Source organism: Arthrobacter sp. CDRTa11, from assembly GCF_026427775.1.
Lineage (GTDB): Bacteria > Actinomycetota > Actinomycetes > Actinomycetales > Micrococcaceae > Arthrobacter.
Window position 1 is genome coordinate 211,347 of record NZ_CP044532.1, and the last position, 13,166, is coordinate 224,512.

Here is a 13,166-nt window from a genome sequence, read left to right on the forward strand (position 1 = left end):
CCCGACAGGGCAGGGCCGGAACGAGACTCAGCCGTGCGGGTGGTCGGAGGGGCGTGTCCGGGTGTAGCCCATCTTGGCGCTGATCTGGACTCCGGCCTGCTTCGCCGCCTCAAGCAGCCCGGGCTCCTTTTCCGGATCAAAGCGGAAGGCAGGTCCGGAGATGCTGACGGCGCCTATCACGGTTGCCATGTGGTTGTGGACGGGCACGGATACGGAGTTGAGCCCGATCTCGAATTCCTCCAAGGCCAATCCATAGCCTTGACGGGCGACTTCCAGCAGCTGGGCTTCGAGCTTGTTTCGGTTGGTGATGGTCCGGGGAGTCCTGGCCTGCAGTCCGGTTTCCTTCAGGATGCGGTCGCGTTCCTCGACGGACAGTGCGGCCAACAGGACTTTTCCGCTTGAGGTCGCGTGCAGGGGCGTGAGGCTGCCCACCCAGTCGTAGGTAGCAAGCGATGAAGGGCCCATGGCCTGGTCCACGTTGACGGCGAAGTTGGACCTCAGGACGGCCAGGTTTACGGTTTCCTTGAATTGCTCGGCCAGGCTTTCAAGCACTGGGCGGGCTTCCCGCACCAGGCTGAGCCGGCCGGGAATGGAGCTCGCCAGCCTCAGGACGCCAAAGCCCAGCTGGTACTTTCCGCGTTCGCTGTTCTGGTGGACCATCTCCCTGGTGACCAGCGCGCCGAGGAGCCGCGAGGCGGTGGACTTGTGGATGCCCATTTCCTCGGCGATTTCGCTGACGCCGGCATGGCCGTCGCGGGCCAGGATTTCCAGCACCGCAAGGGCCCTGTCCACGGACTGAACGCCGCCGTGCTGCCCGCCTTCAGCGTCATTCTCAGATTCAGGGTCAGTCTTCGAAGCCATGATCCATACTCCCAAGTGGTAGTTTCTGCGGCCTGTTTACCCGTCAACAGGCCGCCTGCAGCGTGATTTCGGTTGGTTCCGCAATGCTGATCCTAGACCGGGAAGTGTGACGGGGTTTCTACATCTGGGCTCTTCAGGGCATGGATGGCCACCCACTGGACCAACGGGATGAGGTGGCTGCTCAGTTCCTGCCCGCTGTCCGTGAGGCTGTACTCCACGTAGGGCGGCACCACGGGCCTGGCATCCCGGTGCACCAGTCCGTCAGCTTCCAGGGTGCGAAGGGTCTGCGCCAGCATCTTTTCGCTGATACCGCCGATGGTGCGGCAGAGTTCGCTCCACCGCAGGGTGCCCGCCGACAGGGCTATCAGCACCAGGGTTCCCCACTTGTTGGTGACGTGGCTGAGCAGGACCCTGGACGGACAGTTCTCTGCAAAGACGTTGTCATCGCCCAGGGGCAGTCCCAGATCAGGGAGTTGTGTTTGTGCCATGCAAAGGAGCTTACCAAAAAGTGCGTACCGCCGGTTTGGAATGTACCAGTGATCCTGTGGGTTGGAAGGGGTGATCGAGCGGTTCGCTCGAATGATCTGCCAAGGAGAAGGAAACCTCAATGTCAATTGTCATCACCGGAGCCACCGGCCAGCTCGGCAAGCTCGTCATCGACAGCCTGCTCGAACGGGGAGTTGAAGCGAGCCACATTGTTGCCGCCGGCCGGGACCAGGAGAAGCTGTCCGCCCATTACGGTCCCCAGGGCATCCGCACTGTCCGGGTGGACTACAGCGACCCTGAGTCGCTGGAAGCCGCCTTCCACAGCGGCGACAAGGTCCTGCTGATCTCCGGCAGCGAAGTGGGCCAGCGGGTGGCGCAGCACCGCAACGTCATTGACGCCGCGCGGACGGCCGGTGTTGCGCAGTTGGCTTACACCAGCGTTGTCAGGGCAGACACCAGCACCCTGGTGCTGGCCCCGGAACACAAGGCCACCGAGGAAGCGCTGGTCGCATCCGGCCTCCCGTACACGCTGCTGCGCAACGGCTGGTACACCGAGAACTACGTCCCGGCCCTGGAGCAGGCCCGGCAGACAGGCAAGGTGGTGGCCAGCGTCGGCAACGGCCGGGTGGCCAGTGCATCCCGCGCAGACTACGCCGCCGCAGCGGCTGCCGTGCTCTCCACTGATGGGCACCACAATGCGGTCTATGAGCTGTCCGGCGATGTTGCCTGGGACTTCGAGGAGTTTGCAGCTTCGCTCAGCACGGCCCTGGACCGCCCTGTGGTGTTCGAAGCAGTGGAGCCCGCCGAGCATTTTGAGCTCCTCAAGGCAGCCGGCTTCGACGATCAGACTGCAGGTTTCCTGGTTGCCCTTGACGGGAACATCCGCGACGGCGAACTGGCGCCCACCACAGGCGACCTCTCCCGCCTGACCGGACGTCCCACCGCTTCCCTGGGCGAGACCCTGGCGCAGCTGTCCTGAGCTGACTGCTTGAGTCCGGAAGACCGGGGCACCTTTGGTGCCCCGGCCTTCCCTCAGTGTGGGCCGCGGCATAGCAGCGGGCGCTACCATGAAATTTGCCGGACGATGAGGAGCAGCTGTGGCAGAACGTGAACGGCTTGTCACCTGGGAGGACCCTGCCATTGGCGCAGGAGCCATGCCCACCATGAGTGGCCTGGACTACCTGCATTCGATGATGGGCAAAAAGCTGCCGCCACCGCCGATGGGCCAGTTGGTGAACATGACGTTGGTTGAAGCGGAGCCGGGAACTGCCACCTTCACGTGCCTCCCGGACGAGTCGCATTACAACCCCATCGGTGCCGTTCATGGCGGCCTGGTGTGCACCCTCCTGGACTCGGCCCTGGGCTGCGCCGTGCAGACCACCCTTCCCCAGGGGCAGGGCTACACCTCCATAGAAATCAAAGTGAACTACCTCCGCCCAATACGGGCCGGAAGCGGCCTGTTAACCTGCGTGGGAGTGGTGTCCAAGGCCGGCAGCCGGGTGGCCTTCGCCGAGGGAACAGTGACCGATGGCAGCGGCAAACTGGTGGCTACCGCCAGCGGATCCCTGCTCGTTTTCCCCCTCGGCTGACAAGCGTTGGTTAGGTGGGCTGCAGCTGGGCCAGACGCGTGGCAAGGTGCAAGGCGGCCAGCCGGCCGGTGCCGCGGGGGTCTCCGCCGCACAGCGAAAAGATCCGTTGCAGGCGCTGATGCAACGACTGCCGCTCCACGTGCAGTTCACGGGCGGCCTGTGCCGTGTTGCAGCCGGAATCCAGCCAGACCCTCAGGGTTTCAACCAGCTGGGAGTGGCGTTGGGCATCGTGGTCAAGGACCGCCGCCAGCTGCTGGTGCACAAAGTCCCGTCGCAGCGCCTCATCGAGGGAGTGGACGGCAAGCCGCTCGACGGCGAACGCCTGGGAATCCAGGACAGCGGCGCCCCGCCCCGGTCGGGAAGAGTCCGTACCCTCCGCGAGTTCAAGCGTAAGCCGGGCTTCAGTCAGGGACCACGGGGCCAACGATATGCCGGAAGCAATGGGGCCCACGGCGCTGACGGTCCCTTCTGGTACCGCCAGCGACTGCAGTCCGGCCACGATTTTTTGCCTGTCGTCCTGTGGATTGTCGGAGCGAAGGACGGCCAGTGCCAGAAGCTCTGCATTGTCCGCATAACTCGCGCTCTGACGGCCCACCCTGTCCAGCAGGTGCTCCACGGCTGTCCGAAGCTGCTTTGAGCCGGGGGAGCGGACCACCACTGCAACCAGCTGCGCCGACACCGGGATGCCGGCAGCCGGAGCGAGCTGTTGAAGCCTCCAGTTTTGAGTGCCGGAATCGATGGCGCGGATCAACGCCCCGCCGGCCATTTCCTTTAAGCCGGGCGGCATTCGCTGCAACAGGGCGAGGGCAAGGATGTCCACTGACCGGTTCCCGGCAATCCGCGCCAGGTTAACATCAGCGTCGGCGGGAACGTCCAGGGTGAGGCGGGCGGACGGTATGCCACGTACCGGCACGTCAATGTGGATGATGTTGGCGTGGTCTCCGCCTGGCACGTCCGATGGGGCAGCCTCAGGATACTCACCCCGCTCGGCCGGCAAGGCGCTGGCCAGGGTGGTTCCCGCCGTTGAGGTAAGGACCACCTCCGAACCGGTGGCAGCAGCGAGGACAGCAAGGATCCGGTCGAGGCTGCCGCCGTGGGCCAGCTCCACCGCCATGGCGTGGCTGGCCTGGTCGGCCTGCTGCAGTTGAGCGGCGGATTCGCTGACAAGCATGGAGTTGATGGCTTCCATCACGCCGACAAAGGGCACCACCTTGCGAAGCTCAATCAAGGGAAGGCCGGCATTTTCAGCTGCGGAGACCATCGAGGAAGGGATCGAGGGGAGTTCCCTGCCTGTCTCGATGGCCAATGCGGCCACCCCGCGCTCGGCCAGCTCCCTGATATAGCCCGTGCGGCGTTCATCCGTTGCCAGGGCCAGGGCCTGGCCGCCGGTCAGCAACAGCTCCCCGCCGCCCAGTAGGGGTGCGATGTCCAACACCTCGCTCGAGTGGATCCAGCGGAGCTGCGTATCCGGGACAACTGCGGCCGCTGCACGGACCACGGGGTCGGCAGCCAGCAGGGTGGCATGCTGCAAAACATCTTGTAACCGAACCGGCATGACACTCCGTCGTGTAAATCGCAGAACTTCCAGACACATTGTAGATGGTGTATGTGGTGCCCGCCACATAATCTTGAAGAATCCCCATCCCCCTCAACGAAGAGGCCCTTGATGCAACAACCATCCACTGCCACAGGAGCTGAGCAATCCGCTCATCTCGAAGACGTCGAAGCCTGGCTCCAGCCAATCCCTGAATCCCAGCGCACGCACAAAGTCTCAGGCCAGTTCTGGATCTGGGCCGGTGCCAACCTTGCGCCCATCAACTGGGTGCTTGGTGCCCTCGGAATTCATCTCGGCCTCGGGTTTGCGGACACTGTGACGGTCCTGGTGCTGGGCAACCTGATCGGGATGTTGCTGTTCGGCTGCTTTGTCCTCCTCGGACAAAAGACCGGAGCCACCGGGATGGTCCTGGCCCGGGCGGCATTCGGGCGCCGCGGCAACTACCTTCCGGCCTCCATCCAGGCGCTCCTGGTGATCGGCTGGTGCGCAGTCAACACGTGGATCATCCTTGACCTGGTCATGGCACTGTTCGGCACGCTCGGCTGGGTTGATCCGACGGCCACAAACTACGGGTGGAAGATCGGTGTTGCCACGGCCATCATGGCCACACAGGTAGCCATTGCCTGGTTCGGCTACAAAGCGATCGCCGCCTTTGAAAAGTGGACCGTGCCGCCCACCATCATCATCCTGGCCGTTATGTCCGCAGTGGCCTGGTTCGGCATGAAGATCAACTGGTCCTACGCCGGCCCGGCAGGCAACATCCTGGAAGGGTCAGAGCGGATCGCGGCCATGAGCGCTGTGATGACAGCCATCGGCATCGGCTGGGGCATCACCTGGTTCACCTACGCGGCTGACTACTCCAGGTTTGTCAGCACCGAAGTACCCAAGAAGAAGGTCTACCTGGCCTCCGTCCTGGGCCAGTTCATCCCCGTCGTATGGCTCGGAATCCTCGGCGCAAGCCTCGCCACCAACAGCGGCGAAATCGATCCCGGGAAGCTCATCGTCCAGAACTTCGGTGTCCTGGCATTGCCCGTACTTTTGATGGTGCTGCACGGACCCATCGCCACCAACATCCTGAACATCTACACCTTTTCGGTGGCCACGCAGTCACTGGACATCACCATCAGCCGCCGCAAACTGAACCTTTTCGTCGGCGTCTTCTCTCTCGCCGCCGTCGTCTTCTTCATCTTCCAGGAAGATTTCGCCGCAGTGCTTGATGCCTGGCTGATCGGGCTGGTCGCCTGGGTGGCGGCCTGGGGCGGCGTCATGCTGGTCCACTACTTCTGGATCGAAAAGCGCTGGCCAGGCAACCCGGAAAGGCTCTTCGACGCCGTCGGCACCAAGCGGCTCCCCGGCGTCAACTGGGCGGGCGTCACGTCCCTGCTGGTGGGCATCTTCGCCACCTGGCTGTTTATGTACGGGCTCGTCCCCGTGATGCAGGGCCCCATCGCCGTGGCCCTGGGCGGATGGGACCTGTCATGGCTCGCCGGCGGCCTTGCCAGCGCGGGTACCTACGCCGTCCTTGGCCCGAAGGTCCACCGCAAATATCTCGACGACGCGCTTACGGCCCCGGCCGAGCAGCAGCCTTCAGCAGGCCTGGCCGTCTCCACGCAGCCGGGTGCCCCGGCCGGACTGTGAACAGCCCGTCAGGGCACGGCCGGATTGGGAGCGGCCGTGCCCCGAACGGCGGGTCGCCACACCGCCCCATCGCCGGGCAGCATCGCGAACCACTGAACCCCGAACCGCCTGACACTAACTAAGAGGAACCCTGAGATGACGCTTGAAGCATTCCCCGACTTAGCCCATCCGATCACCTGGCCCGAGGGGAAGCGGGCCGCAGCCTCCTTCACGTTCGACGTCGACGCCGAGTCCTGCACCATCGCCCACGACCCCAAAAGCACACGCAGAATGTCGCTGATGACCCATCAGTCCTACGGGCCGAAGGTGGCCGTTCCGCGGCTGCTGCAGATCCTTGGCCGGCAGGACATCCGGGCAACGTTCTTCGTTCCTGGGTTTACGGCCGAATGCTACCCGGACACGGTCCGGCGGATCGTGGATGCCGGGCACGAGGTGGCCCACCATGGATACCTGCACGAACCCATGCAGGGCATCGACGCCGAAACCGAGGGCCGCTATATTGACCGCGGCCTGGAGGCGCTGGCGAAGGCAGCCGGGGTTGAGCCTGTTGGGTACCGGGCCCCCTGGTGGGAGCTGAACTGGCACTCAGCAGCCCTCCTCGCGGACCGTGGCTTCCTTTATGATTCGAGCCTGCTCGACGGCGATGCTCCCTACCGCTTCAGCGTGGCCCCGGGTGACACCCGGGATATTGTCGAAATCCCTGTGGACTGGGCCCTGGACGACTGGGAACAGTACGCCTTCTACCCCGGAGTCACCGGCAGCGGCGTCATCGAGAGCCCGGCCAAGGTCCTGGAAATGTGGACCCTCGAAGCGGAGGCGCACCATTCCCAAGGGAGTTGCTTTGTGCTGACCAACCATCCGTTCATCTCCGGGCGGCCGTCCAAGGCTGTTGCGCTGGAACGGCTGATCGGGCGGGTCAAGGCGATGGACGGGATGTGGGTGGCAACCATGGAGGAAATAGCCGAGCACACCCGCAGAACGGTCACCGAAATCCACAGCCACGCCCGGATTGAGGTGCCTTCCTTCCCGGATACCGGGGCCCGCTTTACCCCGGCCGGCGTGCGTGAGGCTGGGCAGATCGCGGCGGCGCGCCAGAACTAAGGAAAGCAGCGGTGACCGCTACGCCGATCCGCGCCTGCCGCGTTCAGTTTCCCAGCAGATGGCGTTCGTAGGCGAAGGCGACAAGTTGCAGCCGTGTGCGGAGTTCCAGCTTGTCCAGCACGCTCCGCAGGTGTGTTTTGACGGTTGCCTCGGAGACGAACAGGCCTTCCGCGATTTCGCCATTGCTGAGGCCTTTGGCGGCGAGAAGAAAGACGTCCCGTTCCCGCACGGAGAGGACCTCCAGGACCGACAAGTCCGGGTCCGCAGGGGGAGTGTTGCGGGCGGCGTGCTCGAAGAGGGAGCGGATCGATCCTGGTGCGATCACGGAGTAGCCGGAGTGAACGGTCCGGATGGCAGCCAGGAGGAATTCAGGCTCTGCGCTCTTGAGTAAATAGCCGCTGGCTCCAGCCTGCACGGCCTGGACGACGGCCTGGTCCCTGTTGAAAGTGGTCAGAGCGATGATTTTGGGCGTGTCGGTGCCTGCGGCAGCGGCCTGCTCCACGATCCGTCGGGTGGCTTCGACTCCATCCATGACGGGCATGCGCAGGTCCATCAGGATGACGTCCGGGCGGAGTTCGCTGGCGAGGACCACACCCTGCTCCCCGTCGCCGGCCTCGCCAAAGAACTCCAAGTCCGCCTGGCTTTCAATGAGCATCCGGATGCCTGCCCGGAACAGGGGCTGGTCATCTACCAGGGCAACGGAGATGAGTGCACCGGCATCAGGCACGGCCGGCCGCTTCCGATGCGGCCGCCGGGGGCTGCGGCGAGCCTATGGCTTCCAGTATGGGATGGGCCTCAGCAGCCGAAATTCCGGTGGGAGCATGGCCGTCTTCAGCCCCGGCGGCAGAATTGTTTCGACCGACAGAACAGTCTGGACCGGCGTCGAGCGACCCGTAAGGGATGAAGACCGTAACCCGGAAGTGATCCCCATCCGGTCCGGCTGTCAGCCAGCCGCCCGCCAGATGGGCGCGTTCACGCATTCCGGGGAGGCCGCGGCCGATCCGGTGCGGGGACGCGTCGTCGTCCTGGTCCTGGCCGGAGGCCACCGCTGAGGCAACGTGCAGGGTTAGGCCCGGGCCGCTCCAGTCAAGGTGGAGCCGAACTTCCGTGCCGCGGCCGCCGTGTTTGAGCGCGTTGGTCAGGCATTCCTGAACGATCCGGAACACGGCTACCTGCTGACCAGTAGAGAGCTCAACGCGTGAGCCGGACTCGCTGGACTGGATCTTCAAACTGCCCCGCTGCATGGCCTCGATCAGCGCCTTGATGTCGCTCAGCCGAGGCTGTGGCGTTGCCATTCCATCGTCGCGGACACGCTCGATCACCCGTTGGGCGTCCACGAGTGCGCTTCGCGCTGACCGGGCGATGGTGTCCAGCGCGTTGAGCACGGCAGGGGGCTGGTCCTGGCTCAGGTAGCGGGTGCCGTCGGCCTGGGCAGCGATGACGGCAAGGGAATGGGCCAGGACGTCGTGGAGGTCGCGGGCGATGCGTGTCCGTTCCTGCTCCACGATGAGGTCGATCTCGGTTTCCTTCAGGGTGTTCTGGGCCAGCTCCCGGGAACGGAAGAGGGTGCCGCGTTCCTGGGACAGGGCCAGCAGGAGCCCGACGGCGGCGCAGGCTCCGGCGATCAGCAGGAGGAGCGCAAACAGCTGCAGGCCAAAGGACGTAAACATCGCCTTGTCACCGTTGTGCAGGGGCTGGAACCAGCCGACTCCGGCGCCGTATCTCCAGGAGAGCATGAGGACGGTCATCAGGGCTGCGAACACCAGATTGGCGCCGGACGCGAGGAACCGCATCCGCCGGGGTGCGGTCCACAGGATAAAGCCAAGGGCAATGAAGGAGCCCAGGTAAATGGCCCAGTGGTTTGGTTCCATGGGCGGCAGGCCGTGGGTCAACTGTGCGGCAAGGAGGGCTGCTGTGAATCCGAGGGACACCAGCGGTTTCCAGGAGGCCGTGGCAACAGCCAATGTCATCAAGGCCAGCGGCCAGTTTCCTGACCATGTCACCCATGACCCTCCCATCCGGTTTGCCTCGCCGACGCACCACAGGAGGAAAAAGATGACGGCTGCCGCAGGGGCACCCCAAGGCCGCGCAATTTTCAGAACTGATTCCATGCCTGTCACCATATCCACGGCTTTGGCCGGGTTTCTCCGGATCGGTGCAATCTCAACCTAAAAGCCAGAATGATTCATCCTTGGAGACACTTTTGGTTGGTGGTTACAGGACGCGTCTCTTGAATGGGTGTCACCACGAACACTGAACCCGTATCGGTCACCGGTACGCTTCGATTTGAGATCCGCTGGACGCCAAGAAGGGGAAGCTCCGTGAACCCTTTTGCGGCCAGCGGGCAATACATAGTGTGAGCACAGACAACGACATCATCAGGCGGTCCCGGGACAGCCCCGCAGTTTTCGGGGAGTTGTACGACAGACACGCGTCAGTCATCTATAGATACGCCGCCAGAAGGGCCGGCGATTTCGCCGCTGACGACGTCACCTCCGAAACCTTTCTGGTTGCCTGGGAACAGCTGGAAACGTACGACCTGGACCGGGAGGACGCCCGGCCCTGGCTTTTCGGAATTGCCACAAACTTGCTCCGGCGGCACCACCGCGCCGAAGCCAAGATTCTGAAAACTGCAGCGAAAGCGGCTTCACGGGAAGCCGTTGCTGACGATTCGGACCGGATTGCCGCCCGTGTGGACGCCGTCGTGGCTTCCGGGCGGATCGCCCGCAGCCTGAAAACTATGGCGGCCATAGACCGGGAAACGCTGCTGCTCTATGCCTGGGCGGACCTGACCTACGAGGGCATCGCCCTGGCCATGGACGTTCCCCTGGGAACCGTGCGCTCCCGCCTGAACCGTGCCCGCCGAACACTGCGAACCCAGCTAAACCTCGAAATACTTGATGAAACGGAGAACGACCATGAACGACTTGCAGCTGCTCCGCGAAATGCGTAGCGACGTCGGCTCCGCCCCGCCGGCCACGTTGGCGCGCGGCCGCAACAAACTCATGTCCAAGATCACTTCAGACTCCCACCCTGAGGCAACGACCACCCACGCCCCAGCCGCCGTGCGCCCGATCTTCCGGCGCCGTGTCCTGATGGCATCGGCAGCTGCGGCCCTGCTTGTGGGGGGAATCGTTGTGGCAGACGTCGTCAGGCCCAGTCCGGGAGCAACCGCCGAAGCAGCCGACATCCTGAACAACGCCGCAGCAGCAACCATCCAGACCTCCGACCCGGTGGTAGGACCCGGCCAGTACCTGAAGATCGATACCACGTCCGTCTATGCCACGGGCGTCCTTTTGGGGGACGACCCTAAAGCAGATCGCCGTACGGTGGAGTGGTTGGACAAGTACTCCGAGCATCTCTACATCCCCGCTGACCAGACAGCCGAATGGATCTGGAACCGTGAAGCCCGCATCCCCACGACGTTCTTCAGCGAGGATGCGAAAGCAGAGGCGACCAAATACCAACAGTCCCAGGCTGGCGACCCCATTCGGATGGGAGAACTGCTGCGCGCACCGGGCGGGAACTTCTACGGAGAACAGAGGATGCTGTTCGCCAGCATGCCGCTGGCCGAGGGGGTGAAGACTCTGCCCCGAGACCCCCAGGCCCTCCTGGACACAATTCGACAACTAGACAACCCAGATAGGTCGGAGGCCGAAACGCTGGAAAGCATCGCGGCCGCTCTTCAGACCGGAGTCATCCCGGCCGACCTTCGCGCTGCACTGTACAAGGCGGCCGCGCTCATTCCCGGTGTGACCCTCGTGGACCGGGAAGCGAACCTTGAAGGCAAGGCAGGCACCGCGATCGGGATCGAGGATCCGGACAGGGGAACGCGGAAGGACATCATTATTGATCCCGCCACTGGGCTGCTGATCGGACAACGTGAGGTCAGGATGACAGCCGGCGAAACGTTCCCAGCCGGAACAGCGACCGGCTGGACGTCAGTCCAGACCTCAGTGGTGAATTCAGCCCCATAGCTATCAGGTCAACCGCTACACGGCGGAGGCGCCCGACCACGCTTTGGGTGGTGGCCGGCCAACAGGTGGACTTCTTGGGATGCGGACGCACTACTGAAAGGGAAGCTCGGTGCCCTGTTGGAAAGGCAAGACTCCTTGTGCGGGGGTCATGGTGAACCACTCGCTGCCCTGCTTTTGCGCAAAAATGATGACTCGCTGATTGGGATCCAGCGGATCGCCGTCCGGGTAGGACTCTCCTCCACTGCAGGTAGGGGGCATCGAGGAGATGCGAAGGTTCCCCTCTCGGGGTTCTCCTTTAAGCACGTGCTCGACTTCAACCAGGTGAGTCATGGCCTTGTGGCCGTAAATGGTGGTCTCACCGGCTCGGCTTACAGACTTACCGATGAGCACCGGGCCGGCGTTGTCGTATAGGTCTTGAGGAGTACCGAACCAGACCCAGTCAACGCACGCGAAGGGACCGGCGCTGGGATCGAGGCCGCTGGTAGAACCAAGGAGTGAGCTCGTGGGCGTTGGCGAGTTGGTGGGGTTCGGTGTGGGTTCTTCAGTTCCCGGTCCGCCCGTCATCTTGTCACCGCATGATGTCAGCAGCATGGTGAGAAGTAGGTAGGGAGCTATGCGTTGCCACAACCGAATGCGTTTCATTGTGCTCCCTCATAGGTGGACTGTGATCGGAGCATATATGCCGTCCTACCAGTGTTCCTACGAAACAGAAGTTAATGACAGCGCACCCTTGAAAGTATCGATGTTTTCCAGAATGACCTGCTGGCAATCAGTAGCCCATTGCATGGCGTCGCGCTGGTGATGGTAGAACGCCTCAGGCTTGCCCTCGCTGCTATTCATTTGCCTCGACACAGAGATCATTTCAGACTGGCGGCGCAGAATCGCCTCCAGCAACTGCTGCCCGGACTCGAAACCATAGCCCACGCGCAGATTGTTCAGCCTCCGGGCTTGATCCTCCACGGGGATTCGGCTGTCGGCGTAGATACACCATGTCCATGCCATGTATGCCAGATCGTCTAGGCGGAGACCAGGTTTGGCGGAGTCCCAATCAATCAGGCCAATGGGTTCACCCGCCTGGGCCTGGGGGGCTCAAGGGCATGCCGCAGCACCGCCCGGGCATGATCCCGGTGCCAGCCGGTCAGCTCAACCACCTCGTCCAGGATCATTCCTTCCGGACCCTGTCACCAGCCTGATAGGACTTCGCCAGCTGCTTCGTCACGGCCTTGCGGTCAGCCATCGGCAATCCCATCCACCCGGGGTAGTCCCAACCGCTCACCCCGGCAACCCGACGACCCAGCCGGAGGATTATAAATGAGGCAACGCAGCGCCCTTCGCGGAGGTATTTACGAGCCAACGCGCAATCTTGACCGTGCTGCCAGGCGTGGATAGCGTCAGCTCCATGGGCACCGTATTCGGCGGGATGGCTGCCAGTCTCGATGGTTATATCCGTTCAGAAACAGGGGACTTGTCCTGGCTGAACAACGCGATGGCCAAGGATGAGGACTACGGCTTTGAGGAGACCACCCGAAGGACCGGCGCCTACGTCATGGGCGCCAACACCTACCGCGAAGTTGCTGGAATGGGCGGCATGGGTTCGGCGGTGCCGAGCTACGTGGTGACCCACGACAGGAGCCTCGCCGTACGCGGGAATACCACCTTGTTCTCCGGTGACCTGAGGGAACTGGTGGGGGACATCAAGTCCTCCATCCCCGACAACAAGGACATTTGCGTCTTTGGCGGCGCCCAGCTGCTCACCCAGTTCATCGAGTTGGAGTTGCTCGATGAACTGGGTGTTTCCATCATTCCGGTTGTCCTCGGCGGCGGCGTGCCTTTCCTCGGCAGGACCAGCCAATCGACGAAGCTTGAGCTCCTGGAGTGCCGCTCCTTCCCGTCGGGGATTGTGCTGCTCAACTACAGGCTGACGTATACGCCGGCAGGCTGACCAGTCCGTCGGGACTG

The 13,166-nt window shown here is 63.3% G+C and carries 14 protein-coding genes; 7 read left to right on the forward strand and 7 right to left on the reverse strand.

Annotated elements, in window-relative coordinates; translation table 11 throughout:
- Nucleotides 1–27 precede the first annotated feature (27 nt).
- Both F8G81_RS00935 and F8G81_RS00940 read right to left on the reverse strand, forming a co-directional pair.
- Nucleotides 28–861, reverse strand: a complete 834-nt coding sequence (locus F8G81_RS00935; protein WP_267277175.1) for an IclR family transcriptional regulator — start codon at nt 859–861, stop codon at nt 28–30.
- A gap of 92 nt (nt 862–953) precedes the next feature.
- Nucleotides 954–1,349 carry a winged helix-turn-helix transcriptional regulator gene (locus F8G81_RS00940; protein WP_267277176.1) on the reverse strand — a complete coding sequence of 132 codons (396 nt, stop codon included), beginning with the start codon at nt 1,347–1,349 and terminating at the stop codon, nt 954–956.
- Nucleotides 1,350–1,468: 119 nt separating this feature from the next.
- On the opposite strand from F8G81_RS00940, the gene F8G81_RS00945 reads away from it, so the two are divergent.
- Together F8G81_RS00945 and F8G81_RS00950 are read left to right on the forward strand one after the other, a co-directional pair.
- Nucleotides 1,469–2,326, forward strand: coding sequence for an SDR family oxidoreductase (locus F8G81_RS00945; RefSeq protein WP_267277177.1), 858 nt, complete (start codon nt 1,469–1,471; stop codon nt 2,324–2,326).
- A gap of 118 nt (nt 2,327–2,444) precedes the next feature.
- Complete coding sequence (locus tag F8G81_RS00950) at nt 2,445–2,936, forward strand: PaaI family thioesterase (protein ID WP_323809228.1); 492 nt, start codon at nt 2,445–2,447, stop codon at nt 2,934–2,936.
- Between the two features lie 10 nt (nt 2,937–2,946).
- On the opposite strand, the gene F8G81_RS00955 is transcribed toward F8G81_RS00950, so the two are convergent.
- Nucleotides 2,947–4,491, reverse strand: coding sequence for a PucR family transcriptional regulator (locus F8G81_RS00955; RefSeq protein WP_267277178.1), 1,545 nt, complete (start codon nt 4,489–4,491; stop codon nt 2,947–2,949).
- Between the two features lie 111 nt (nt 4,492–4,602).
- Here F8G81_RS00955 and F8G81_RS00960 point away from each other — a divergent pair, with 111 nt between their 5' ends.
- Complete coding sequence (locus F8G81_RS00960; RefSeq protein ID WP_267277179.1) at nt 4,603–6,129, forward strand: purine-cytosine permease family protein; 1,527 nt, start codon at nt 4,603–4,605, stop codon at nt 6,127–6,129.
- Nucleotides 6,130–6,264: 135 nt separating this feature from the next.
- Nucleotides 6,265–7,230, forward strand: a complete 966-nt coding sequence (locus F8G81_RS00965; RefSeq protein WP_267277180.1) for a polysaccharide deacetylase family protein — start codon at nt 6,265–6,267, stop codon at nt 7,228–7,230.
- 43 nt (nt 7,231–7,273) lie between these two features.
- Here F8G81_RS00965 and F8G81_RS00970 read toward each other — a convergent pair whose 3' ends face one another.
- On the reverse strand, nt 7,274–7,957 hold the full coding sequence (locus F8G81_RS00970) for a response regulator (RefSeq protein WP_267277181.1): 684 nt from the start codon (nt 7,955–7,957) through the stop codon (nt 7,274–7,276).
- Complete coding sequence (locus tag F8G81_RS00975; RefSeq protein ID WP_267277182.1) at nt 7,950–9,341, reverse strand: sensor histidine kinase; 1,392 nt, start codon at nt 9,339–9,341, stop codon at nt 7,950–7,952. Before F8G81_RS00975 ends, F8G81_RS00970 begins: the two co-directional genes overlap by 8 nt.
- A gap of 245 nt (nt 9,342–9,586) precedes the next feature.
- On the opposite strand from F8G81_RS00975, the gene F8G81_RS00980 reads away from it, so the two are divergent.
- Entirely contained in the window at nt 9,587–10,183 is a 597-nt protein-coding gene (locus F8G81_RS00980; protein ID WP_267277183.1) for an RNA polymerase sigma factor, read from the forward strand.
- Nucleotides 10,149–11,207, forward strand: coding sequence for a CU044_5270 family protein (locus tag F8G81_RS00985; protein WP_267277184.1), 1,059 nt, complete (start codon nt 10,149–10,151; stop codon nt 11,205–11,207). The genes F8G81_RS00980 and F8G81_RS00985 overlap by 35 nt, the downstream gene beginning before the upstream one ends.
- 90 nt (nt 11,208–11,297) lie before the next feature.
- Here F8G81_RS00985 and F8G81_RS00990 read toward each other — a convergent pair whose 3' ends face one another.
- Both F8G81_RS00990 and F8G81_RS00995 read right to left on the reverse strand, forming a co-directional pair.
- The gene (locus tag F8G81_RS00990; RefSeq protein ID WP_267277185.1) at nt 11,298–11,798 is read right to left on the reverse strand and encodes a hypothetical protein; all 501 of its coding nucleotides are present in this window, start codon (nt 11,796–11,798) and stop codon (nt 11,298–11,300) included.
- Nucleotides 11,799–11,906: 108 nt separating this feature from the next.
- Nucleotides 11,907–12,209, reverse strand: a complete 303-nt coding sequence (locus F8G81_RS00995) for a hypothetical protein (RefSeq protein WP_267277186.1) — start codon at nt 12,207–12,209, stop codon at nt 11,907–11,909.
- A gap of 397 nt (nt 12,210–12,606) precedes the next feature.
- Between F8G81_RS00995 and F8G81_RS01000 the strand changes: the two genes are divergently transcribed.
- Complete coding sequence (locus tag F8G81_RS01000) at nt 12,607–13,149, forward strand: dihydrofolate reductase family protein (protein ID WP_267277187.1); 543 nt, start codon at nt 12,607–12,609, stop codon at nt 13,147–13,149.
- The last annotated feature ends 17 nt before the right edge of the window (nt 13,150–13,166 follow it).

Excerpts from the sequence above, each read along its gene's own strand:
- F8G81_RS00935 (WP_267277175.1), bottom strand. The coding sequence starts at position 861 with ATGGCTTCGAAGACTGACCCTGAATCTGAGAATGACGCTGAAGGCGGG.
- F8G81_RS00940 (WP_267277176.1), bottom strand. The coding sequence starts at position 1,349 with ATGGCACAAACACAACTCCCTGATCTGGGACTGCCCCTGGGCGATGAC.
- F8G81_RS00945 (WP_267277177.1), top strand. The coding sequence starts at position 1,469 with ATGTCAATTGTCATCACCGGAGCCACCGGCCAGCTCGGCAAGCTCGTC.
- F8G81_RS00955 (WP_267277178.1), bottom strand. The coding sequence starts at position 4,491 with ATGCCGGTTCGGTTACAAGATGTTTTGCAGCATGCCACCCTGCTGGCT.
- F8G81_RS00960 (WP_267277179.1), top strand. The coding sequence starts at position 4,603 with ATGCAACAACCATCCACTGCCACAGGAGCTGAGCAATCCGCTCATCTC.
- F8G81_RS00965 (WP_267277180.1), top strand. The coding sequence starts at position 6,265 with ATGACGCTTGAAGCATTCCCCGACTTAGCCCATCCGATCACCTGGCCC.
- F8G81_RS00975 (WP_267277182.1), bottom strand. The coding sequence starts at position 9,341 with ATGGAATCAGTTCTGAAAATTGCGCGGCCTTGGGGTGCCCCTGCGGCA.
- F8G81_RS00985 (WP_267277184.1), top strand. The coding sequence starts at position 10,149 with ATGAACGACTTGCAGCTGCTCCGCGAAATGCGTAGCGACGTCGGCTCC.
- F8G81_RS00990 (WP_267277185.1), bottom strand. The coding sequence starts at position 11,798 with ATGCTGCTGACATCATGCGGTGACAAGATGACGGGCGGACCGGGAACT.
- F8G81_RS00995 (WP_267277186.1), bottom strand. The coding sequence starts at position 12,209 with ATGGCATGGACATGGTGTATCTACGCCGACAGCCGAATCCCCGTGGAG.
- F8G81_RS01000 (WP_267277187.1), top strand. The coding sequence starts at position 12,607 with ATGGGCACCGTATTCGGCGGGATGGCTGCCAGTCTCGATGGTTATATC.